This window comes from Vibrio sp. E150_011, from assembly GCF_053544015.1.
Map to the genome: position 1 here is coordinate 44,304 of NZ_JBHFOL010000008.1, position 24,278 is coordinate 68,581.

Annotated in this window: 21 protein-coding genes; 9 read left to right on the plus strand and 12 right to left on the minus strand. The window is 43.9% G+C overall.

Going from position 1 to position 24,278, the window contains the following annotated elements; genetic code table 11:
* Nucleotides 1–2: 2 nt before the first annotated feature.
* Entirely contained in the window at nt 3–521 is a 519-nt protein-coding gene (rppH, locus tag ACE1OE_RS13680) for an RNA pyrophosphohydrolase (RefSeq protein ID WP_102469924.1), read from the minus strand.
* A gap of 620 nt (nt 522–1,141) precedes the next feature.
* Between rppH and mutH the strand changes: the two genes are divergently transcribed.
* A complete protein-coding gene (gene mutH, locus ACE1OE_RS13685; RefSeq protein WP_372059723.1) occupies nt 1,142–1,807 on the plus strand; it encodes a DNA mismatch repair endonuclease MutH in 666 nt (221 codons plus the stop codon).
* Nucleotides 1,808–1,830: 23 nt separating this feature from the next.
* Here mutH and ACE1OE_RS13690 read toward each other — a convergent pair whose 3' ends face one another.
* Entirely contained in the window at nt 1,831–2,139 is a 309-nt protein-coding gene (locus ACE1OE_RS13690) for a DUF6482 family protein (RefSeq protein ID WP_102469922.1), read from the minus strand.
* 148 nt (nt 2,140–2,287) lie between these two features.
* Between ACE1OE_RS13690 and ACE1OE_RS13695 the strand changes: the two genes are divergently transcribed.
* Nucleotides 2,288–3,322: an NADP(H)-dependent aldo-keto reductase gene (locus ACE1OE_RS13695; RefSeq protein ID WP_449211406.1), complete on the plus strand. Its 1,035-nt coding sequence runs from the start codon at nt 2,288–2,290 to the stop codon at nt 3,320–3,322.
* A gap of 115 nt (nt 3,323–3,437) precedes the next feature.
* Here the strand turns inward: ACE1OE_RS13695 and ACE1OE_RS13700 are convergent, their stop codons facing one another.
* The 7 genes from ACE1OE_RS13700 to xerD all read right to left on the minus strand — a co-directional run bounded on the left by ACE1OE_RS13700 (nt 3,438) and on the right by xerD (nt 12,087).
* Nucleotides 3,438–3,692 (minus strand): DUF1127 domain-containing protein, encoded by a 255-nt coding sequence (locus ACE1OE_RS13700; protein WP_449211407.1) that lies wholly within the window; start codon nt 3,690–3,692, stop codon nt 3,438–3,440.
* A gap of 580 nt (nt 3,693–4,272) precedes the next feature.
* Complete coding sequence (locus tag ACE1OE_RS13705; protein WP_372059963.1) at nt 4,273–5,601, minus strand: sigma-54-dependent transcriptional regulator; 1,329 nt, start codon at nt 5,599–5,601, stop codon at nt 4,273–4,275.
* 211 nt (nt 5,602–5,812) lie between these two features.
* Nucleotides 5,813–7,330 carry a lysine--tRNA ligase gene (gene lysS / locus ACE1OE_RS13710; RefSeq protein ID WP_102469918.1) on the minus strand — a complete coding sequence of 506 codons (1,518 nt, stop codon included), beginning with the start codon at nt 7,328–7,330 and terminating at the stop codon, nt 5,813–5,815.
* 30 nt (nt 7,331–7,360) lie between these two features.
* Nucleotides 7,361–8,459, minus strand: a protein-coding gene (gene prfB, locus ACE1OE_RS13715) for a peptide chain release factor 2 (RefSeq protein ID WP_372059962.1) whose coding sequence is annotated in 2 segments (ribosomal slippage) — nt 7,361–8,383 and nt 8,385–8,459 — 1,098 coding nt in all. Because the reading frame shifts where the segments join, the coding sequence is not laid out codon by codon here.
* A gap of 104 nt (nt 8,460–8,563) precedes the next feature.
* Complete coding sequence (recJ, locus tag ACE1OE_RS13720; RefSeq protein WP_449211408.1) at nt 8,564–10,303, minus strand: single-stranded-DNA-specific exonuclease RecJ; 1,740 nt, start codon at nt 10,301–10,303, stop codon at nt 8,564–8,566.
* Nucleotides 10,304–10,338: 35 nt separating this feature from the next.
* Nucleotides 10,339–11,118 carry a bifunctional protein-disulfide isomerase/oxidoreductase DsbC gene (gene dsbC, locus ACE1OE_RS13725; protein WP_102469915.1) on the minus strand — a complete coding sequence of 260 codons (780 nt, stop codon included), beginning with the start codon at nt 11,116–11,118 and terminating at the stop codon, nt 10,339–10,341.
* A gap of 60 nt (nt 11,119–11,178) precedes the next feature.
* Nucleotides 11,179–12,087: a site-specific tyrosine recombinase XerD gene (gene xerD / locus ACE1OE_RS13730; RefSeq protein ID WP_449211409.1), complete on the minus strand. Its 909-nt coding sequence runs from the start codon at nt 12,085–12,087 to the stop codon at nt 11,179–11,181.
* A 158-nt stretch (nt 12,088–12,245) separates the two neighbouring features.
* Here xerD and fldB point away from each other — a divergent pair, with 158 nt between their 5' ends.
* Nucleotides 12,246–12,764: a flavodoxin FldB gene (gene fldB, locus ACE1OE_RS13735; protein ID WP_102469914.1), complete on the plus strand. Its 519-nt coding sequence runs from the start codon at nt 12,246–12,248 to the stop codon at nt 12,762–12,764.
* A gap of 118 nt (nt 12,765–12,882) precedes the next feature.
* Here the strand turns inward: fldB and brnQ are convergent, their stop codons facing one another.
* A complete protein-coding gene (brnQ, locus tag ACE1OE_RS13740) occupies nt 12,883–14,196 on the minus strand; it encodes a branched-chain amino acid transport system II carrier protein (RefSeq protein ID WP_102469913.1) in 1,314 nt (437 codons plus the stop codon).
* A gap of 295 nt (nt 14,197–14,491) precedes the next feature.
* Here brnQ and ACE1OE_RS13745 point away from each other — a divergent pair, with 295 nt between their 5' ends.
* Nucleotides 14,492–15,214, plus strand: coding sequence for a tRNA1(Val) (adenine(37)-N6)-methyltransferase (locus tag ACE1OE_RS13745; RefSeq protein WP_102469912.1), 723 nt, complete (start codon nt 14,492–14,494; stop codon nt 15,212–15,214).
* A 95-nt stretch (nt 15,215–15,309) separates the two neighbouring features.
* Nucleotides 15,310–16,539, plus strand: coding sequence for an ATP-dependent RNA helicase SrmB (srmB, locus tag ACE1OE_RS13750; protein WP_372059958.1), 1,230 nt, complete (start codon nt 15,310–15,312; stop codon nt 16,537–16,539).
* 209 nt (nt 16,540–16,748) lie between these two features.
* Here the strand turns inward: srmB and yaaA are convergent, their stop codons facing one another.
* Entirely contained in the window at nt 16,749–17,528 is a 780-nt protein-coding gene (gene yaaA / locus ACE1OE_RS13755; protein WP_102469910.1) for a peroxide stress protein YaaA, read from the minus strand.
* 113 nt (nt 17,529–17,641) lie between these two features.
* Nucleotides 17,642–19,084, minus strand: a complete 1,443-nt coding sequence (locus tag ACE1OE_RS13760; RefSeq protein ID WP_157933723.1) for an alanine/glycine:cation symporter family protein — start codon at nt 19,082–19,084, stop codon at nt 17,642–17,644.
* A 700-nt stretch (nt 19,085–19,784) separates the two neighbouring features.
* On the opposite strand from ACE1OE_RS13760, the gene ACE1OE_RS13765 reads away from it, so the two are divergent.
* From ACE1OE_RS13765 to ACE1OE_RS13780, 4 genes are all read left to right on the plus strand, one after another.
* A complete protein-coding gene (locus ACE1OE_RS13765) occupies nt 19,785–19,970 on the plus strand; it encodes a DUF3545 family protein (RefSeq protein WP_102469908.1) in 186 nt (61 codons plus the stop codon).
* Nucleotides 19,971–20,180: 210 nt separating this feature from the next.
* The gene (locus ACE1OE_RS13770; RefSeq protein WP_449211410.1) at nt 20,181–21,077 is read left to right on the plus strand and encodes a helix-turn-helix domain-containing protein; all 897 of its coding nucleotides are present in this window, start codon (nt 20,181–20,183) and stop codon (nt 21,075–21,077) included.
* 131 nt (nt 21,078–21,208) lie between these two features.
* Complete coding sequence (locus ACE1OE_RS13775) at nt 21,209–23,338, plus strand: TonB-dependent siderophore receptor (RefSeq protein WP_449211411.1); 2,130 nt, start codon at nt 21,209–21,211, stop codon at nt 23,336–23,338.
* A 55-nt stretch (nt 23,339–23,393) separates the two neighbouring features.
* A complete protein-coding gene (locus tag ACE1OE_RS13780; RefSeq protein WP_449211412.1) occupies nt 23,394–24,143 on the plus strand; it encodes a siderophore ferric iron reductase in 750 nt (249 codons plus the stop codon).
* The last annotated feature ends 135 nt before the right edge of the window (nt 24,144–24,278 follow it).

Genomic DNA, 24,278 nt, shown 5'->3' on the forward strand with positions numbered 1-24,278 from the left:
ACTTACCCTCTTCGGTGTTTTCTTTTGCCTTTAAACTTACGTTCCTTAAAAGGCATTGCGAGAGAAGCAAATTCTTTCATGGCACGACGATAAACGTCACGCTTAAAAGAGACAACTTGCCTGACCGGATACCAATAACTTACCCAGCGCCAACCATCAAACTCAGGGGTACTACCACGTTGCATATTGATCCGCGACTCATCGCAATCCAAACGTAGCAAAAACCATTTCTGTTTTTGTCCAATACAAACAGGCTTCGAGTCCCAACGAACGAGCCGTTTAGGTAACTTGTATCTCAGCCAATGACGACTAACAGCGACAATTTTTACATCATCTTTTGTTAGCCCGACTTCTTCATACAGTTCTCGGTACATAGCTTGCTCAGGGGATTCACCTTCGTCAATACCACCTTGAGGAAACTGCCATGAATGTTGTCCGTATCGTTTAGCCCAGAAGACCTGACCATGGTTGTTACAGATTACAATACCCACATTAAGTCGGTAACCATCGCCATCTATCACTGGCCAACCTCAATTAAATTTTCATTACCTTGATTTTTCCACATATCCCCAAGTTGAGCAAACGTAGACACCCGTAAATTTGAACATTTACCACTTAATCGACAAACTATGGATAAGTTTTACTCGCACCAACACTTATCAACACCACAATGAGACCTAGACCACATTTATTCACCTTTTCTGTGAATAACCATGTGCAGAATCTTTGATCTTCTCTAACAATGACAAATAAATCACGTATACCAATTTATAGCACACATATAATCTAGAATATTAATCACTTTAAAACAACAAGTTAAATATAACGATTGAAAAATCAGCCTTAAATGAAATTGCCAATTGTCCATTGATCTTAGATCGGTCAAAGATCGAACAAAGCTTGTTTTATCCACACAAGAGCTGCTATCAATTCTATCACTTACAATTAATCAAGCATTAGTTTCCAAAAAATACCTGTTTATTCATACAGATGATATAATAATAAAGAAATTAAAAAACGAACTGTGGATAACTCAGTAATAGATCGAAAGCCGCGCTTTGTGATCTTTTTTTGTACAGGCAGAAGTCGAACTCCGTGATAAACTGACATCGTCATTTTTATCTACAACGTCTCTTAATATATGAAGTCTACTCCTAGATCAGAAAGCGAGCTCATGAGTAGAGCGCGACAAATAGCGGGCATGAGCTTTGGTGAGTTAGCGCAAGAAGCTGATATGAAGGTACCTGAAACCTTAAAGCGTGATAAGGGCTGGGTGGGTCAATTGCTAGAGTGGCACCTAGGTGCAAAGGCCGGTAGCAAACCGACACAAGATTTTCCAGATATTGGTATCGAACTTAAAAGCATCCCTATCAGTTATTCAGGTACACCGCTTGAGTCCACATTCGTTTGTGTCGCCCCTCTTACCGGCGTACAAGGTTTGACATGGGAGCGTAGCCATATTCGCAATAAACTCTCACGTGTACTTTGGCTGCCAGTGGAAGGTGAACGAGAAATCCCAGTAGCACAACGTCGCGTCGGATCCCCTTTGATCTGGAGCCCTTCCGAAGAAGAAGAACTCATGCTCAAAAATGATTGGGAAGAGTTAATGGACCATATTACTTTGGGACACATCAATCAACTGACCGCACACAGTGGCGAAATCCTACAAATAAGGCCAAAAGCAGCGAATAGCCGCGTGACAACAGGCGCTTATGGCGCCAACGGCCAGCCGATAAAAACCCTGCCCCGAGGGTTCTATCTCAGAGCGAAGTTTACATCCTATATCCTTGAAAACTACTTTGTCTAACGCCTTTATCATAAAGGCGTTACCTAGTGCAGTTTTAACTCAATATCACAGTACCGGTTCATTTCCCCCGTACTGCCACACTCGTCATAGGCGTTATGTAAACGAAGATAGGCTTTTTCAACGCCTAATTTGTGTAGTACCTCTTTCACCGAATCTAATGACTCAAAATGAATGGGTTCATCATTTTCTTTTATTGGTTCAAGCTTATGCTTGTATTCCACTGCTAACAAATAGTGTGAAATATCAGCACAACCAATTACAAAGACTTTAGGTGGTGTATAGGTGTCTTTGTGGTATCCATGTAACCACCGATCGAGCTGATGTTTTTGCATATTCCACCTCCTTTAAAAAATACTTGTGGATAATGCCTTACTGACAATCAACAGTTTAGTAAAATAAATTCAGAAGTGTGCTCTTTAAACTGAAGTTTTAACAAAACGCGGTATAGTGAAAGAAAACAAAAGCAGCAAGGAAGGCTCAATGAAATATCATACTCTCCCTCATTCCTCTCTTGAAGTCAGCAAAATTTGCTTAGGCACAATGACGTTTGGTGAGCAAAATACGAAAAAGGAAGCATTCGATCAGCTCGACTTTTCTGTCGAACATGGCGTGAACTTCATCGATACCGCCGAGATGTACCCTGTCCCACCAAAAGCCACAACGCAAGGTCTTACCGAAAGCTATATTGGTGACTGGTTATCTCAGTCAGATAAAAGACAAAAAGTCATATTGGCAACCAAAGTCGCGGGACCAAGAAGTGTTCCACATATTAGAAATAATATGCGCCTAGATCGCCGCAATATTCATCAAGCCGTCGACGATAGCCTCACTCGACTCAAGACAGACTATATCGATCTCTACCAATTGCATTGGCCTCAAAGGCAAACGAACTGTTTTGGTCAACTCAACTATCCCTACCATGAAGGCGGTGATGATGTCTCTTTGATCGAGACGTTAGAAGCGTTGAATGAAATGATCAATGCGGGGAAGATTCGTTATATCGGTGTTTCAAATGAAACCCCTTGGGGCGTAATGACGTTATTAAAATTGGCTGAAAAGCATAATTTACCTAGAATTGTCTCAATACAGAACCCGTATAATCTACTTAACCGAAGTTTTGAAGTCGGGTTATCAGAAATAAGCCATCATGAAGGCGTGGAGCTGTTAGCTTATTCACCACTAGCGTTTGGGTGTTTAAGTGGAAAATATCTGAATGGACAAAAGCCGCCAGGTGCTCGCTGTAGTGTTTTTGAACGCTTTGTTCGTTATTTCACACCCCAAGGTCTTGCCGCTACACAAGCGTATATCGATGTTGCTCATAAACACCAGATTGACCCAGCAGTAATGGCTTTAGCCTTTGTGAATCAACGCCCTTTCGTTGCGTCAAATATTATTGGTGCAACAAATTTATCTCAACTTGAAGCGAATATTAATAGCATTAACGTCACCTTATCTGATGAACTATTAAATGATATTCAAGAAATAGGGACTCAGTATTCTAATCCTTGTCCCTAGTGTTATTAACTCATCGTCATAAGTTGTTATTTCATTACTATTAACGATTTTATTGTCGTCTCATATACAATATAAAGAATCTAAGCGGGCAGTGAGACGCTCTGCCCGCTTTCAATTACGTTGCTATTGTCGATTTCAGCCCCCTTCGAAGATGACGAGCTTTGCGTGTCGCCACTACTGAAGGCACGTGAGTCACTAGCCCAAGTGGACGACCTTGCGAGTCAAGGCCAATATCACGAAGTAAGTGTTCGTTATACAACGGTAATTGGTAAGCATTTCGACGGTAGCGGCGCTTCCATTCTCTTTCTTCATGATGAAGATCAGCTTTAATTAACCAGGTAGCAAGTGTTAGGTATATAGATGTACGCATGTTGTTCTCCTAAATGGACAATATTGAGGAGAGAAATAGCGATCTAAAAAAGACTTATTTGACTTTGAGACTGCTATTTCCGCAGCCTCTAGGGGTACGGATATTAAAGTAGTGGTGTACCAAACGTAACTGGGCACGAGGCTTTAGTGGCCTTAACATGCATCCATTGTTTATTTACACATAAACGTGGAACAGCAATAATATTGATAGAAAATTTACGATTCATCATTTTATGCCTCCACTTAACTTTAAAATCCAAAATAATTTGATAGGTGAGCTTGTAGCTCAGGTTGATTTTTACTCATATCGACTATATTTTCAACATTCATTTACAAAATATATCAATACAATTTTATACTCTATTTCTTTGCCATTTAGCGGTTTCATTTCCAAGTAATCAACTGTTCATTAAATAAATAGCAGTGATTCATTTTACAAAAAATAATCATATAATAGAAAATATTTATAATTAACAATATTGCCAATTAATAGACCGTCGTATAGATCACAAAAATAATGTAACAGATAAGAGAATTAAAACCACTGAGGATACAGTGGCTTTAAAAATGAATAACCCGCTCTATAAGGTTTCTTCCGTAATTAGGTTATGCTTATTCAGCAAGCGATACATCGTTGCTCTTGAGATTCCCAGCTCTTTTGCCGCTAAGGTCACCTGACCATTATGGCTATCAAGTACTAAGATTAATGCATCTCGCTCTGAACGTTCTCGAATGCTCTTTAAACTCCGCTTACCCGAGTATGTACCCGGCAGTTCAAAGTGCTTCTTAGAAAGTACCTCTTCTTCTGTCATTAACACGGCTCGCTTGACTTGATTGAGTAGCTCTTTGACATTGCCAGGCCAATGATAATAGGTCAGCGTTTTTAGGGCATCATCATCAATGGATTTTACGGGGGAATTAAATTCTTTTGAAAACTGACCAATATAGTGATTAACCAGCAATCCTATGTCGGTAGCACGCTCTTTAAGACTTGGGACATTAATTCTTAATACATTGATACAGTGAAACAGCTCGTCATTAAACAAACCATCCCCTAACGCTTTTTCAATATCGGATGAATCAGAAGCCAGCACACGAATATCATACTCCTTCCAACCATCAACGGTTTCAACCTTGCCCTCTTGATAGAACTTTAATAAATTCATTTGTTGTTTGGGTTGCAAGGTAAAAATATCATTCAATAAAATCGTACCGCCAGCGGCTTGATCGAGCAGTGATATCTGATCTGGGTTGTGTAACCCGAAGAATTCATTCTCAAACCTCGCATCAGAAAAGGCTCGACAGTTGATCGATATAAAAGGTTTTTGCGACCGCGCAGAACAACGGTGAATGGCCTTTGCTACGGTTTCTTTACCGCAACCTACCTCACCGTGAATCATTATACTGACATCCGTCGGGCCAATGCGTTTAATTTGATCTCTTAGGCGCCGTAACGGTAATGATTGTCCTACTAGGCCTAGATCATTGTTATTACCATTATGCGGCCACACTTTTTGTTCAAGTTTAAGCATGCCTAACTGATGGCCAATCGTTCCCATCAAGCGCGAATCTGGAATGGGCGTCGTAAAAAAGTCGATACAAAAATTCACGATAAATTGGCATATAGTGTCAGAGCTTAATTGTGACTCTCGGATAAAGGCTATCCATCTCACCTGCTTATGTGTGCTCACAAGCTTTGCAATACCGTTCAAACTAAAGTCATCGCGTGTCAGATCCACGATGCCAATACAAGGCCCAGTATCTGAGAAAATAGCATCTGCCTTTCTTAAATCAGAACACTGCGTGCAACGCCAACCGGCCTGCTCTAAAACTGATAACCATGGCTCATACGTCCCCCCCACCACCACTAAGGCGCCTGGGATGGAATCCATCCTAAAGTCGGTCCCCATTACATCATTCCTTATTATTGTTTTTAGTTTTTAATTCGTTAATTCTATTGAATAGGACTATTCTCACAAGGTTACTCACGCCATATTGATGACTTTAGTTGTCTCAATTTTAAGACTAGTGCACTGTTTTCCATTTTTCTACAAAAGTTATTGTTTTTTGGCATAAAAAAAGCCTCTCAAAGAGAGGCTTAAAAAACATAGCAATAACAGATTATTGTTGAGGGCGCATCGCTGGAAACAAAATCACATCACGAATCGTATGCGTATTAGTAAACAACATGGCTAAACGATCAATACCAATACCTTGGCCTGCCGTTGGCGGTAAGCCATGCTCTAATGCAGTAATATAATCTGCATCGTAATACATCGCTTCATCATCACCCGCATCTTTAGCGTTCACTTGCGCTTTAAAACGCTCGTCTTGATCTTGAGCATCATTAAGCTCTGAGAAACCATTTGCCACTTCACGGCCGCCAATGAAAAACTCAAAACGATCAGTAAAGAATGGATTGCTGTCGCTACGACGAGCCAATGGCGAAATATCTGCAGGGTAACCGGTAATGAACGTTGGTTGAATAAGTTGAGGTTCAGCCGTTTCACCAAAGATTTCTTCAAGTAACTGACCGCATGTCCAGAATGACTCGACATCAACGTGCACTGATTTTGCGATAGCAACCATTAGGTCACGATCTTGAATATCAGCTTCCGTCATTTTTTGAATCTCAGCGTGGTCTGGGTTGTACTGTTTAATAGCTTCAAACATGCTAATACGTGTATAAGTACCACCAAACTCAACCGTTTCGTCACCGTATGGCATAGACGTTGAACCCAGTACGTCCATCGCAGCTGTACTTAGCATCTCTTCGGTCAGATCCATAAGATCTTTGTAATCCGCGTACGCTTGGTAGAACTCCATCATAGTGAATTCTGGATTGTGACGAGGAGAAAGGCCTTCGTTACGGAAGTTACGGTTGATTTCGAATACTCGGTCAAACCCACCCACAACTAAACGCTTCAGGTATAGCTCAGGTGCTACACGCAGGTACATATCAATATCAAGTGCATTGTGATGAGTCACGAATGGACGAGCCGTCGCACCACCAGGGATCACATGCATCATTGGTGTTTCTACTTCTAGATAACCTTTTGAGCTCATGAAGTTACGGATAGAAGACACCAACTTAGAACGAATGATGAACGCTTGACGTGAATCTTCGTTAACAATCAAGTCAACATAACGTTGACGGTAACGCATTTCCTGATCCGTTAAGCCGTGGAATTTTTCAGGTAGAGGACGAAGTGCTTTTGTTAGCAACTCGAATTCTTCCATGTTCACGTAAAGATCGCCTTTACCTGACTTATGAAGTGCACCTTTAACGCCGATGATGTCACCGATATCAAGGCCTTGGTACTTCTCTTTCAATACTTTTTGTACGTCTTTTGCCGCGTAAGCTTGGATACGACCCGATGTTTCTTGGATCGCTAGGAACGGACCACGCTTTGCCATGACACGACCAGCAATCGCTACAATATGGTTCAGTTCTTCTAGTTCTTCTTTCGTCTTTTCACCGAATTCAGCTTGAAGGTCGCCGGCAAGATTTTCACGACGAAAATCGTTAGGGTGGCCATTTGCTTTGCAGCTTTTGCGGATATGATCCAGCTTGCTACGACGCTCAGCAATTAACTTGTTTTCTTCTTGTACGTTTTCATTTTGAACAGCATCAGTCATTTGGATGTACCCTGTTAAGTTGCTTTTAGCTTACAGGCCTGATTTCAGGCTAGCTTCGATAAATTTGTCTAAATCGCCGTCGAGAACCGCTTGTGTATTACGGTTTTCAACGCCTGTACGTAAATCTTTAATTCGTGAGTCATCCAATACGTATGAACGTATTTGGCTTCCCCAGCCTATATCCGACTTCGCATCTTCGTTCGCTTGTTTTTCGGCATTCTGCTTATGTACTTCTAACTCAAACAGTTTAGCTCGAAGTTGCTTCATCGCTTGATCTTTGTTCTTATGCTGAGAACGATCATTTTGGCACTGAACCACGGTATTCGTTGGGACGTGTGTAATACGGACCGCTGATTCTGTGGTGTTGACGTGCTGACCACCCGCGCCAGACGCACGGTAAACATCAATACGTAGATCGGATGGGTTAATATCGATCTGGATGTTGTCATCAATCTCTGGATAAATAAACGCAGAAGCAAAAGAGGTATGGCGACGACCACTTGAATCAAATGGTGATTTACGCACTAATCGATGGACACCGGTTTCAGTACGTAGCCAACCATAAGCGTATTCGCCGCTAATACGGACCGTCGCGCCTTTCAAACCAGCAACATCACCATCAGAGACCTCTATGACCTCTGTCTTAAAGCCTTTCGCTTCAGCCCAGCGTAAATACATACGAAGTAGCATGGAAGTCCAGTCTTGCGCCTCGGTACCGCCAGATCCTGACTGTAGATCGATGTAGCAGTCTGATGCATCGTGATCACCAGCAAACATACGACGAAACTCAAGCTTTTCTAACTTAACTTCGAGTTCAGCAAGCTCAGGTTCGATTTCATCAAAGGTTTCTTGGTCTTGCTCTTCAACGGCAAGTTCCAGTAAGCCAGCAACATCCTCAACGCCTTGGTCAAGAATATCGATAGTTTCGACAATGGCTTCAAGTGATGAACGCTCTTTACCGAGCGCTTGTGCACGCTCAGGTTCGTTCCATACATCCGGTTGTTCTAATTCTGCATTAACTTCTTCTAGACGCTCTTTTCTGGCATCGTAGTCAAAGATACCCCCTCAGGATATTCGTGCGCTCAGTCACGTCCTGCAGGCGGTTATTAATTGGATTGATTTCAAACATATTTGCTCAGCATTTATGAGTAGAATTTAACCGGAGAATTCTACTCAAAAATGTGATGAAGATACAGAAAAATATCGATATTACTTGCTGTTTTGAAAAAGCCGCTATCGTGGCTCTAAGTAATCGACCATGAGCTGTAGAGATTGGTTTCCACGGAATTCATTGATGTCCAATTTGTACGCCAAAGTCACGGTTTTCACTGACGCATCTGGCCAACGACGCAGATCAACATTGAACGCAATCGCATCCAGCATAATATTGGTTCCAAACCCCTTATGCATGGGTTCAACCATCAGTTTTAAGTGCTTTTCTCCTACCAATTTTTGATGCAAGACTTTAAATTCCCCATCAAAAATTGGCTCAGGGAACGCTTGTCCCCAAGGCCCACCAGCGCGTAGCGTCTCAGCGGTATGCATTGTGAACTCTTCTGGCGCTAACTCACCGTCTGATAAGATGACCCCTTTTAATGCTGTTTCACCTAACTCGTCACGGACAATTTGATCAAACAATTGACTAAAACGTTCGAAGTCTTTTTCTTGAATGGTCAAGCCCGCAGCCATGGCATGCCCACCAAATTTGGCGATCAATCCTGGGTTTTGAGTATCGATTCGATCGAGTGCATCGCGCATATGTAATCCTGGGATAGACCGGCATGAACCTTTAATCGTTCCTTCGCCACCATCCGCAAATGCAATAACAGGTCGGTGAAATTTATCTTTAATACGAGATGCTAAGATACCGATGACACCTTGATGCCAATCGCGCTGAAACAGTGCTAAACCATACGGCATAGCTGCCTTGTCACTGATCTGTAGACGCTCACAAAAGGCTAACGCCTCTTGTTTCATTCCTTCTTCAATCTCTTTTCGAGTTTGGTTCAATCCATCCAACTCACTGGCCATTCGGCGAGCAGCGTGAATGTTATCACTCATCAGAAGCTCGACTCCAAAAGACATATCATCAAGCCGACCGGCCGCATTGATCCTTGGCCCAAGCGCAAAGCCAAAATCCGTCGCGACCAATTTTCTTGGATCGCGTTTGGCGATCTCGATCAACGCTTGGATACCTGGTCTCGCTTTACCTGCTCTTATTCGCTGAAGGCCTTGATGAACCAGGATACGATTATTTCTATCGAGCGGGACGACATCAGCAACCGTGCCCAATGCAACCAAGTCAATCAGCTCCATCAGCTTAGGTTCTGGCATGCCTTGCGAAGCAAACCAGTTTTGCTTTCGCATCGCTACACACAAAGCCATCATTAGATAAAACGCGACACCAACACCAGCCAACGCTTTGGAAGGAAAACCGCAATCGGTAAGATTAGGGTTCACCATAGCATCGACATCAGGCAGCTCAGAGCCTGGCAAGTGGTGATCGGTAACAATAACCTGTAGCCCTTTTTCTTTGGCGTATTTCACCCCAGAAATAGACGACACGCCATTATCAACGGTCATGATAACTTCTGCACCAATATCCAGTACTTGATCAACCACTTCAGGGCTCAAGCCATAACCGTCTTCAAATCGGTTTGGCACCAAATAGTCAACGTTGCGACTGCCAAGCATACGCAATGCTAATACAGACAGCGCCGAGCTCGTGGCACCATCCGCATCAAAGTCACCAACGACAATGATGCGCTTTTGGTCACGTACAGCCTGAAACAGCAGTTCAACGGCCTTGTCAATTCCGGCCAATTCAGTATAAGAGTGTAAGCCCTTTGATGCCTTCTCAAGCTCAGCAACGCTGCTGATACCACGAGAAAGATATAAGCGTCTTAAAATCTCTGGAATGCTCTCTGGTAATACAGAGATATCGACCGCATCACGGCGTTGAATTTCTATCATAGATTAAAAGGGCTCAATTAAGCGCCCTACCCTAATTATTGTTGAGTGCTTTCTAAGCGCTTTAGAAGATCAGCCGGCGGTAGGTAACCTCCAACCATTTCACCATTAGGAAGGAAGATCGCAGGTGTGCCACTAATCCCTAATTCACGACCTAAATTATAATGCTTCGCGATCGTTGCTTTACATTGAGCCAAATCACCATCAAAAGTAGGCTGTTTACGATTCACTTTTGCATCATGCATTGCGGTTTTCGGATCCTCAGCACACCAGATTTTGGCCATATTTTCTGCCACTTGCCCATTCACGCCTTCACGAGGGTAAGCTAAGTAGCGCACCGTAATGCCTAGGTCATTATACCCTTCTATTTGACTGTGCAGACGGACACAATAACCACATGTAATATCGGTAAATACGGTCACCGCGTATTTTTCATTATCCGCTTTGTATTCAATCATGCTATCGCGATATTGCGCTATTTTTTTAGCATTTAACGGCGCTTGGCGCTCAGCGACGATATCTTTGTAGTTACCATCTTTATCTAACGCATACAGAGTACCTGCGATAAAATGATCGCCAGATGGTGTGGTAAACAACACCCCGCCTTCTGTGCGAACTTCCATCAGTCCTGCCACGTCGGAAGGAACAATCTCAAGCACATCAATGCCAATTTTAGCGAAACGTGACGTAATCGCCGCCTCATCCGCTTGGACCGTCGCCACTTCAACTGGAGTAGGGGCAGGCTTCGCTTCTTCAGCGCCACAAGCCGTCACAAAGAAAGGAAGAGATAAAAGAGTCAAACAGCGCATTACGCTCATTAAAGTCACCATGATTTCTAAATGTGATGTTTCGATGAGATAACCATTCGAAACGGTAAATTAAGCCCTTGGATGATGCTGGCTATGAATATTTTTCAACCTTTCAGTTGCTACATGAGTATAAATTTGTGTCGTTGATAAGTCACTATGCCCTAACAACATCTGTACGACACGCAAATCTGCCCCGTAGTTCAACAAATGCGTAGCAAAAGCATGTCTCAATACGTGCGGAGAAAGCATTTCAGTATCGATACCTGCCAGTACAGCATAGTATTTGATCCGATGCCAAAACGTTTGCCGCGTCATTTGTCTCGCTCGTTTACTGGGAAATACCACATCTGAGGTATTCTCGCCCAGTAAATCGGGCCGCCCTTTTTCGATAAACTCACTGATCCAATCGATCGCGTTTTCACCCATAGGGACGAGCCGTTCTTTGTTGCCTTTACCAATGACACGAACAACCCCTTGTCTCAGGCTGATATTTTCCATCGTGAGACTCACCAATTCAGTCACACGAAGTCCAGTGGCGTAGAGCAACTCTAGCATCGCCTTGTCACGCAATTCTAACGGATTATTCAAATCCGGCGCCTCGAGAAGCGCCATAACCTGGTCTTCAGTCAGATCCTTTGGCAGACGCTTGGGTAATTTAGGACTGATGAGCAAAGCGGTCGGGTCATCACCTCGCTCTTTTTCTCGATGAAGGTATTGAAACAAACGGCGAATCGCTGAGAGCATGCGAGCCCGAGAGCTCTGATGGAAGTCTTGGTCAACCAACCACACTTGATATTCTTGTAGGCCAGCAAAACTTATAAACTGCAGCCTGTAGTTATGCTTGTTCATCCAGGTGAGCAGTTTCATTAAGTCATTTCGATACGATGACAGCGTATTTTCCGCTAAACCTCGCTCCATCCACATCGAATCCAAAAAATGCTCGACGAAACCTTGGTCTTGGATATTGACGTCACTCACAGAAGCCTCTTGTATGTTTATACAGTACTTAAAACAGAATATTAGACTTAAAGAAATATTGCCATAAAAACTCAAGAAATCCTCGATAACCGCTGCAATGCTAAGCGTTTTAAAGGTAGAATCTTGGGTAACAGATTGACCAACCATGCGAACAGATTATGAAAATAGGATTATTTTACGGCTCATCGACCTGCTACACCGAGATGGCTTCCGAAAAAATACGCGACATTATTGGCCCAGAGCTTGTCGATATATTCAACGTAAAAGAGACCCCTATTTCGAAAATGAGCGACTATGATTTACTTATCTTAGGGATCTCAACGTGGGATTTCGGTGAACTCCAAGAAGACTGGGGCGGGATATGGGATCACATCGCTGGCGTGTCACTAAAAGGCAAACACGTCGCACTATTCGGACTCGGCGATCAAGAAGGTTATGGCGAGTGGTATCTGGATGCTATGGGAATGCTGCATGACGAACTAAAGCCGACTGGCGCTCAGTTTATCGGCTACTGGCCTAATGTTGGCTATGAGTTTGATGCCTCAAAAGCACTGATAGACAACGATACGAAATTTGTTGGACTGGCGTTGGATGAAGACTCTCAGTATGAGTTAAGTGATGAACGAATCGCGACGTGGTGTGAACAGATTCTTGTCGAGTTTCAAGATTCTTTATAGAGCGCCTGGTCATACCCACTAACGTTTAGGGTGTGTCATTTACGCTAACCCCAATAAAAACGGCACTCTAAGGTGCCGTTTTTTAATTTCAAAGCGCTATTTTAAATCTAAGCCATCACTACGATGCTGTTTCTTCGGTAAGCTCACTCGACGAACGACCAATAAAGCACATACAAATGATGGCCGCTGTCGTTGGTAGTACCCAACCCATCCCGACACTAAATAGTGGCAGCATGTTGAATGCTGACACATCAATGCCACTCACTTTTGCCGCATCAATCAATGCAAATGCTAACGAAACTGAGATCACAACTCGGTAAGCCAATTGAGGGTTTGGTAGAAATTTACGTACAAACGTCAATGCTACAAGAGCAATGGCTACAGGATAAAGAGCAAACAAGACCGGAACCGACAAAGAAATAAGCTGAGCGAGACCAATATTTGCAACCGTTGCACACACCGGACCTAATATCAGAACCCATTTTTTGTAACTCACAGAGGTAATGCTGCTGAAATAATCAGAACACGCTGAGATCAAACCAATCGCAGTGGTTAAGCACGCAAGCAATACAATGATAGATAAAACAATCTGGCCATACGGCCCAAACAGCGCTTGCACGTATTGGCTCAATACCGCACCGCCATTGTCAGCACCTGCAGCAACCGTTGCACTGGTCGCGCCTAAATAAAACAAAGAGATGTAAACAAATGCTAGACCAGTTGCGGCAATAAGTGCTGCATTAATCAGATATTTAGTCGTTGCACTTTGTTCAGTAATCCCTTTCTTACGCAGCGCATCAACAATCAACATGCCAAACATCAAAGACCCAAAAGTGTCCATGGTGTTATAGCCTTCAAGAAAGCCCGTCGTTAATGGTTGCGTTGCATAATCACCCACAGGTGCAATCATTGCGCCCTGTGGATCCACAAAGACCGCTACGGCTAGAACAATAAGGCCAACGAACAATGCGGGGGTTAAAACCTTACCAATCACGTCAATCAATTTGCCTTGTGACCAAGCAAAAAACATCGCTACCGCAAAAAATAGAATTGAGAAAATAGTCAAATGAGCCTGCGCCGCTTCAGCAAAGAACGGACGAATTGCCATTTCGTAGGCCACCAGCCCAGTACGCGGTGCAGCAAACGCAGGACCAATGATGATAAAAATCAACACAGCGATAAGCATCGCAGCACGCTTGGGAAGATCTTTCGTTAGGTGATCCCAAGAGCCTCCTGCAACCGCGACGGCAATAATGGTAATAAGAGGGAGACCGACAGCAGTGATAAGAAAACCCGTCATGGCTGGCAATAAGTTCTCACCCGCAAGTTGACCAGCAAGAGGTGGGAAAATGATATTGCCCGCACCTAGAAAAAATGCAAACAGCATGAAGCCGACTGCTATAATATCTGTTGTTTTTAAACGTTGGTTCACAGATATACCTCTATTCGTTAATGTTGTGTGTTTTTCGAGAAAATCATCGCTTTCCCGTATAATTTAGGGCGGCATGATGACGAATCACCATTCGATTGGCAATAGAACCAGAAAAAACACTACATTAAATTACAAAATAGAGACAAAACCAGTTCAATACACTAGGTTTTATTTTATAACCAAAATATAATCCCGATCATTTACCTACACAACTTAAAAACAATCAGAACATAAAACCGCACAAACAATTAACATTAGATGAATAATCTCAATAGCAAACGATTGACAAAACAAAATGACATACAGTTCCCCAAAAACAAAAAGCTTTGCATTCAAACAGTTCAAGATTCATTCCGGTAACGCAGGCATGCCTGTCAGCACCGATGGCGTACTGCTTGGCGCTTGGGCTGAATTTAATGACTCAAGCCAACTGCTTGATATCGGTGTCGGTACCGGGTTGCTATCGTTAATGTTGGCGCAGCGATATACCACGGCATCAATCCATGGCATAGACATCGAAATTAGTGCGATCATCGATGCTCGTCATAATATTGCTCAATCTCCATGGCATGATCGAATTCAAGTAACCCATGGTGACATTGTCCGTCTCCCTCTTGAGCACCGTTATTCAGGCATTATTTGCAATCCACCCTATTTTAACTCTGGTGAACATGCTCTGAATCAACAGCGTGCCACCGCTCGGCATACGGCCTCACTCGCCCACTCAGAGCTGTTACTGCGGTGCGACCAATTACTTGATGACAACGGACACGCTAGCTTTGTATTACCGCTTATCGAGGGAGAACAATTTATTGATATGGCGTGCAAACAAGGTTGGAATCTAGCTCGCTGTTGTCTCGTTCGAGCGACAGAAAAGAAAGCGGTTAATCGAGTTCTTTTCACTATTTGCAAACAACAGACCGTACTAAAACAAGAGACTTTAGTCATTCATAGTGCTAATGGTGGCTATTCCGAGGCCTTTATTCACCTAACTCGCGATTTTTACCTTAAAATGTAAGTGCGCTCAGCGAGCGTTTGAGTATAATAGCCGCCCTACTTTTCCTGTGTCGTTTTTTTGTGCAGGTACAACTTCCGTCTTGTGGAGACACGATAGTGATCAGAACATTCGCCGAATTAGATTTAGACCCAGTCCTTTTAGAAGCGATTGAAGAAATGGGCTACGAACGCCCTACTCAGGTTCAGGCAGAAGCCATCCCACAAGCGCTAGATGCAAAAGATATCTTGGCATCTGCACCAACAGGCACGGGTAAGACCGCATCATTTGCGATCCCAGCGATCCAGTATTTGCTAGACTTACCACGCAGAAAAGCAGGTCCTGCTCGTATACTGATTTTGACCCCAACACGTGAGCTTGCCATGCAAGTGGCTGAACATACTAAAGCATTAGCAAAAAACACTCACCTGAAGGTAGCGACGATTACTGGTGGTGTGACGTATGACACCCACGCAGACACACTGGCACGCACGCAAGATATTGTTGTTGCAACCCCTGGTCGTCTAATGGAATACATCGAGGCAGAACGCTTTGATTGTCGTGCTATCGAATGGTTAATTCTTGATGAAGCAGACCGTATGCTTGATATGGGTTTTGCCCCTACCGTTGACCGTTTGTCTTCAGAGTGTCGCTGGCGTAAACAGACGCTATTGTTTTCCGCCACACTGGAAGGCCAAGGCGTGGAAGGGTATACCGCAGATCTTCTTAAGAACCCTGCAGAAATCAAAGCAGAACCGTCTCTACGTGAGCGCAAAAAGATCACACAATGGTATCACCGAGCCGATACCGCAGAGCACAAACTCACACTACTTAAACACATTCTGACAGAGCAAGCAGAACGTACCATTGTCTTTTTGAAAACACGTGAGCGTCTTGCCGAGCTTCGTCAACAGCTTGACAGTGCACAGATTCCTTGTGCGTGGATCCAAGGTGAAATGCCACAAGATCGTCGTAACAATGCGATTAGCCGCTTCAGAGATGGATCGGTAAATGTATTACTTGCTACCGATGTTGCAGCTCGCGGTATTGACCTTCCCGATGTTTCGCACGTGATTAACTACGATTTGCCTCGTACTGCTGACGTGTATTTACACCGCATTGGCCGTACTGCCCGAGCGGGTAAAAAAGGTATCGCGATCTCGCTCGTTGAGGCACACGACCAAGCAATGATGGAACGTGTTGGCCGTTACACCAGCGAGCTAATCAAAGAGCGCTTCATCGACGGTCTTCGACCAACGCACAAAAAGCCGACAGTAAAGAAAAAGAAGAAAGTTAAAAAAGACGACAAGAAAAAAGCCGTAAAGAAAAAAGCGAGTAAAAAGAAGTAACCCTGTCGTGACGGTATGCTGTATCACCAATATATACTCGATCAGTGATACCTTGTTTAATGACGGGCATCCGCTTAGGCGCTAAAAGTACTCGGTCATCATGACTAAAAATCCCCACTCATTGAGTGGGGATTTTTGATCGTAAACATCACGGTTTCATTTGTCATCTTATTTTACATTGAGACATTTTACGCTGAGACATTTACCGTTTACACGTTTTGCTCTTCACGCTTAAAGACCAACTGCGATGCTGTTGATTCAGCCTCTACAAAGTAATAGCCTGCTGTATCGAAACCTTTCAATGATTCAACTGAATCGATTTGATTATCAATAATATAACGAGCCATCATGCCGCGCGCTTTCTTAGCGTAGAAGCTGATAATTTTGTATTGGCCATTTTTGCAATCTTTAAACACCGGTGTCACGACCTGACCTTTTACTTGTTTCTCTTTCACCGCTTTGAAGTACTCATTAGAAGCTAAATTCACCAACACATCGCTCCCTTGAGAAGCGAGAGCGTCGTTAAGCTTGTTGGTGATAATATCCCCCCAAAACTGGTAAAGATTACTGCCACGTTCGTTAGCGAGCTTTGTGCCCATTTCTAAACGATAAGGCTGCATCAAATCTAACGGCTTTAGCAATCCATAAAGGCCAGACAACATGCGGAGGTGTGACTGAGCATAATCAAAATCTTGCTCAGACATCGTTTCAGCAGCCAACCCTGTGTACACGTCACCTTTAAATGCCAAGATAGCCTGACGTGCATTCGAGGGTGTAAACGTCGTATCCCACTGCGCAAAGCGTGCCACATTCAACCCTGCGATTTTGTCACTCACCTTCATCAACGCAGACACGTCGGCTGGGGTAAGCTTACGGCATACTTCAATCAGCTCAGCCGACTGCTCAATAAATTCAGGCTGGGTAAAACGTTCAGTTGCCAAAGGGGATTCATAATCCAGCGTCTTGGCAGGTGAGACAACAATTAGCATAACTTTACTCTTATCATGATTATTTGTGACCAGTATAAAAAAAGCCACGCATGAACTTCAATGAAATCCTGCATGGCTTCGTCTATTTCTGAGATAGAAGGTAGCTATTAAGACTATTTCGTCTTATCAGCGCTCTCTCTGCTATCCCAGATCCCTGGTTCTAACTGAGATTTCAACTCAGGGTATTCATCAGCATTGAAGGTCGGTACCTTGCCTGCTTTAAGCTGTTGGTTGTAGTCTTTCGCAAGCTTAACCACAATGCCCGACAACAAAATGATGGCGACCAAGTTAACTAACGCCATCAATCCCATCGAGACATCGGCGAGCGCCCAAATCATAGGAAGCGTAGCCACCGAACCAAACAGTACCATGCCTAGCACAACAAGACGGAATAGACCGAGTCCTGCTTTATGATTGTGCTCTAAGAAGATCAAGTTCGTCTCTGCATAAGAATAGTTAGCAATGATTGAAGTAAAGGCGAAGAAGAAAATCGCGACCGCAATAAAAATGCCGCCCCAATCGCCCACTTGTGAGCTCAATGCACGCTGTGTCAGTTCAATACCAGTGACCTCACCGTGAGGAACATATTCACCAGACATCAAGATGATAGCAACCGTTGCAGAACAAATGACAATGGTATCCACAAAGACACCCAACATTTGCACGTAACCTTGTGACGCAGGGTGTGGTGGATATGGTGTTGCCGACGCTGCCGCATTAGGCGCAGAACCCATACCGGCTTCATTTGAGAACAAGCCACGCTTAATGCCTTGAATCATCGCCTGTGCAATGGCATAACCCACGCCACCAGCAGCGGCTTCTTGCAGACCAAACGCACTCTTAAAAATGTACGCCAGAATCTCTGGCACTTTCTCGATGTTCATGAAAACAACGTAAAAAGCCAGCACAAGGTAGGCAAGCGCCATCACTGGAACAATCAGTTCAGCCGTACGGGCAATCTTGCGAATGCCACCAAAGATGACGAACGCAGAAATCAGAGCAATAACAATGCCCACGTACAGAGGCTCAAAACCAAATGCCGTTTGCATGGCATTCGCAATGGCGTTGGCTTGAACCGCATTGAACACAAGACCAAAAGCGACAATCAAGAACACTGAGAACAATACGCCCATCCAGCGCATCCCCAGGCCTTTCTCCATATAGTACGCCGGACCACCACGGTAGTTACCGTCATCATCACGAGTCTTGTACAGCTGTGCCAATGTGCTTTCTGCAAATGACGTTGCCATACCAAGCATCGCGATTAACCACATCCAGAAAATTGCACCAGGGCCACCAAATGTCAGGGCAACGGCGACACCAGCCATGTTACCGGTGCCCACACGTGCTGCTAAACTAGTACAAAGTGCTTGGAAAGATGAGATACCAGCAGCATCGGATTTTCGGCTATTTTTTAGCACACTAAACATGTGACCAAAATGGCGGAACTGAATGAACCCAAGGCGAACTGTAAAATATATCCCTACGCCTACGAGTAGATAAACCAGAATCGATCCCCAAAGAAGATCGTTCATTAAACTAATTACGTCTGTCACTTTAAAACCTCTTTAAAATTAGAGCGTCGGCAGTACTTCCTGTACTGACTAAGTTGCTGAGGTTATACCCATCCGTGTGGTTTTGATTAATTCACTGTTTTTCACGGCAACTTAGCTTGTATTTCTCACCCATTAGGAACGAAATACAATTCGACATCGTATTTGACGGAGCGGATTTTGCAGGGATGCTCAGCAAAAATCAATACGCAACTGCACTTATATCTGCCTTTATTTCACCTTAACATCACGTTCCCTTAACAGTTGCCGCAACAATTGCACTACCAACTATCATCAAAAACGCTGCTTACCAGTAACAATTAGTAAGCATAGCAATCAAACCTGATTTTATACTGACATTTCCTAGTAAACCTTTGTCCATCGGAGGTCGAGTGAATTTTACGGCATCACATGTTTTTTAATCATTCTTGGCGAATGAGAATGTTTCGCTCAGCGTATTCGGCGCACCCATCCATCATCCCGCCATCCACGTTAACAATCTTGCTAAGACAATTCTTTTTCATTATGTGAGTTAAACGATTATTTTTTAAACAACTCAATAAATTAAAACTGTGAGATTGAGTTCAATTTGGCATAAAACATTCATGCTAACGAAACAAATGAGAAACAAATCAAAGTTATGCTGCCTTGGAATATGGTACTTAAAAGGCTCCGCAAGGAGATTAATACTAAGAGGTAGCTTATGGATGGCTTTGAACTAAACGACATAATGGAAATGGATGCTCCCCGGACAAGAGCAGCTCGATCAAAACCGCTAAAGCGTAAATGGCGCGAAATAGAAGCAATAAAAGACAAACGACGTTTACAAAAAGAACTCAACGATATGGACATTGGTCTTGATTTCGCGATTGAAGATATCAAGCTTTAATTCACTAGTTTTTGGTGATGAGGGTGCCTGAACCTTCTTTGCTAAAATTAATATAACGCCCTCATATGAGGGTGTTATTTTATCGGGTATTGACTCAGAGCTCCTCTCACCTTTCTCAATAGACGACTATCCAACCGTTTATTAATTCGACGCCTGTTATGAAAAATGCCAAAATGTTGCCACCGAACCATCAATAAAGTCTCTTGATATATGGTCTCCAAAAGAAAACCAACTCACCTCAACCGAGTGGAAAGAGTGGTCGACTACATCAATCAAAATTTGGATAAACCCCTGACGGTGTCGGAACTTGCAGAAATAAGTTGCTGGTCACGCTGGCAGCTTCAGAGAGTCTTTCAAGAACAAACGAATCAAAATTTAGCGCAATATGTTCGCCAACAAAAACTCAGCCGTGCCGCTGAACACTTATTAGCTAGCACCTCTAAAATTACGGATATCGCCTTAGAGTTTGGTTTCAATTCCGAGGTAAGCTTTAGCCGCGCCTTCAAGCAACTCTTTGGCGTTTCACCCCGCCAGTATAAACAACAAGGTATTCTTAAAGGTATCCGTTTACCACTGACCATGAGTCCCGAGCTGCCACTTGAACAAAGCGCGAGCCAGATGGTACGTATCGAAACGCGTGCACCTAGCCAGTTTTGGGGCATCCATACTCCCATCGATAGTCTTCACTCAAGTGATCCCCAGTTTAGTACTCAAGTGCGCAATATTTGGCACCAGTTCGCTCAATGCTTAGACGCTCACCCTATCTCCAATGGCGAACACTACTTCGGGGTCATTGATACGAACCATGTACTTCCGAACGCACAAGTTATCTATTGGGCAGCCGGTACTCAAGATTGTCTGAGTCAACTGAACTCATTACAAAGCTTGAATATTCCAAAACAAACCTATGCCGTCATCACGCATATTGGTCCTGTAGCAAACTTCCCCCAAACCTTAGAATGGGTACTCTACCATTGGCTACCGCAATCCGGTTTTCACGGCGAAGAAGGCTATGAGCTAGAATGCTACCCTAGCGACTACGATCCACTCAAACCTGACGCTAAAATGGAGTTTTGGCTCCCTATTAGCGCCATCGGCACCCCATAAAGGCTCTTTCCCTCGACCTTTTCAAAAAACTTGCACCAAATTGTTAAGTATCTCGATAATATAATCGCTAGAATGCAAATGAAATTAATTATCAATAACATTTGCATACTCGTTAAGACTACTTATAAATTATGTTAACTATAAAAATCAGCCCAATAGCAGTAATCGTATCAATCACGCTATCTTCTCAATCCGTCCTTGCCGAACAAACTGAGGCCAACCATTCATCACCACAAACCGATGAACAAATGACGGTGTTAGGCAAAACCTATCGAAACACAGCCACCAAGACCTCGCTATCTCCTGAAGAGACACCACAAACGCTCAATGTCATTGAAAGCAAACAAATGGAACAGCGCGGTGTTCAATCTGTCATGCAGGCTCTACGCTATGCACCCGGTGTATCAACCGAAAATAAAGGCGGCGCAGTCGTCTTAACGGATTGGGTGAATATCCGCGGCTTTAGTTCATCGAATAATTATTATGATGGCTTGATGCTACCAGGGTTGCCAGGATGGAACGCGAAGCCACAAATTGACGCGATAGCCATGGAACGCCTAGAAATATTCAAAGGCCCTACGTCGGTGCTTTACGGCACTATGCCTCCAGGAGGCATGGTTAACATTATCGCTAAGGCGCCGAGCTTTGAAGAAAAAACCTCGGTTAAGGTCGCGACAGGTCTCGACAACCTAATGGAAGCCTCGATTGATAAAACGGGTGCACTCAGCGACAACGTTTCTTATCGACTTATTGCTCTTGGCCGAAAAAAAGACACACAAGTTGATCACGTGAAGGAAGAACGCTATCTCATCGCGCCCTCTATTGATTGGAACGTATCTGATAACACTTTCGTTAACTTCAACCTTTACTATCAGAACGACCCAGCACTAGGACAAAATGCCACGGTGCCATTAGCGGCCATCGAGTCAGGAAAAATTTCGCCCTCAACTTTTGCAGGCGATGTGAATTACAACGATATCAATCGTGAGTTTTTACTCACGGGCTATAAGGTCAAACATGACTTTAATAACGATTGGTCTTTCTTCCAAAACTTTCGCTATATGACCACTAAATTTGGCCAAAAGAGCACCAATAGCGGCGCGTTCAACGCTCAAACGGGTGAGCTGCAGCGTACCGCTTACAGCACAGATGAAAACTCCAATGGCGTCAGTGTCGACAACCAATTGTCGGGCTTCGTCAATACCGGAAGCCTTGACCACTATCTATTGTTCGGTGTGGACTATCGCACAATAGAAGGCTCTGCCGCTTACGACTCGTTTGATAATGTGGGCAGCATTAACTTATACAACCCAGACAACAATCAGCTCAATCCCGATGATTTTAATAAAAATTATTGGTCTAACACCGATGTGTCAATGAAACAGCTTGGCGGATATTTCCAAGATCAAATGCTGATTGATAATTGGGTCTTTATCGCCGGCGGTCGCTATGACATCGTGGAGTCGACGACTAAGGCTTCGGTTGGCGGCGGAGCACCCAACAACACAACAACCCGTGATAATAATTTCTCGTATCGCCTCGGCTCAATGTATCAGTTCGACAACGGCCTATCGCCATTTGCCAACTTTGCGACCAGCTTTGAACCCAATGCGAAACTTGATGCCAATGGCAATAACCTAGAACCTGAAAAGGGTGAACAAGTTGAAGCTGGGGTCAAATACACCTCTTACGACAAAACCACGTCAGGTTCGGCATCGCTGTTCCATATCAAAAAACGTAATGTTGGGGTGCGTAAAGACGGTGCATCGCCTTATGAAGCCATTGGTGAAGTTCGCTCGCAGGGCCTTGAGGTTGAAGGTAAGACGTTAATCAATGACAACCTCGATATCATCGCTAACTATACCTATACCAACATGGAAATCACAGAAGATGAAGACCAGTCTAATGTGGGCCAACAATTCATTTACGTGCCAGATCATGCCGCAAACCTATGGGCTAACTATACGGTTCATGAAGGCACAATGCGTGGTTTAAGAGTCGGTGGTGGGGTTCGTTATGTGGGTAACACTGTCCGCAATGATGCGTCCAACAAAAATGCAGGCACTTTACCGTCTTACACCTTAGTTGACCTTTCTATCGGCTACGACTTAGGTCAAGTCAGCTCTTCGCTCAAAGGCGCATCAGCAAACTTAATTGCGAATAACCTATTTAACAAAGAATACTATACCTGTTGGAACGAGAGTTATTGCTGGTATGGACAACAGCAGACGGTTCAGCTGAACGTGAAGTTTGATCTGTAATCAATCATAGAAAAGTACTTTAACAGCGGTTGGAGTACTTTAATTTAGGGTAAGAATGCATAGTTCACTCACCATTGAAAATATGTCGCACCTACACGGTCTGACACATATTTCACAACAAGTCTCCCCTTTGCTCATACCATTGAGTCGGGATGCTGATGCTATAATACCTGATTCTAAATCAAGCCCTGAGATTCATAGGCTCTACTCTTATTGGCAGCAGGCCTACCCTGAAGCCGGTGCTATTTACTGGCAAACTCGAACGTGGGCTATGCTCACCTGGCAGCCTATCACGATTGCCCTTATCGCAACCTATTATTCAGATTTCGTTCCTAAACTAAGCAGCATGAAGCAGGGGTTAAACACCGAATCTGGTGTCGTCGGCACCTTTGACTTCGTAGAGGATGAGTGGACAGCCGGCGACCAACACCAACGTCAACAACTCGCGGCCCAGGAGTTGACCAAGTTGTTAAGCAATCTAGCCGATCAATTGGGCGAGGTCTGTCGAATGAGCCCTGCAACCAGAGAGAAACTGCTCGCTGACACCGTAATGGAGATGCTGCTTCGTGGTCTCAAACATAGGGTAGGGTCAAACCGGCTCGCCTCAAATAAACTGCATGCCACCTTTGCTCACGAACTTGCGCATTGGCAACAATTACTCGCCCTTCCTCTATCTCGGTTTGGCCGCCTTGATGTATCCCATGATGGCGAGTTATTCATTCAGCGTCGTTCATGCTGCATGCACTATCGACGACGTGATGGTTCCTATTGTCAGGGCTGCCCTCAGAATAAAAGTCGCACTTAGCGGCATACCGAACAAACCTTTGTACCGTGCACGCATACCCATTTAAAATAAGAATGAGCGCCACATACACATTATGATTGAGTATCACTCTCATTTGCATTGTATTTATCACCCAATTTGCCATACAATGTGAGC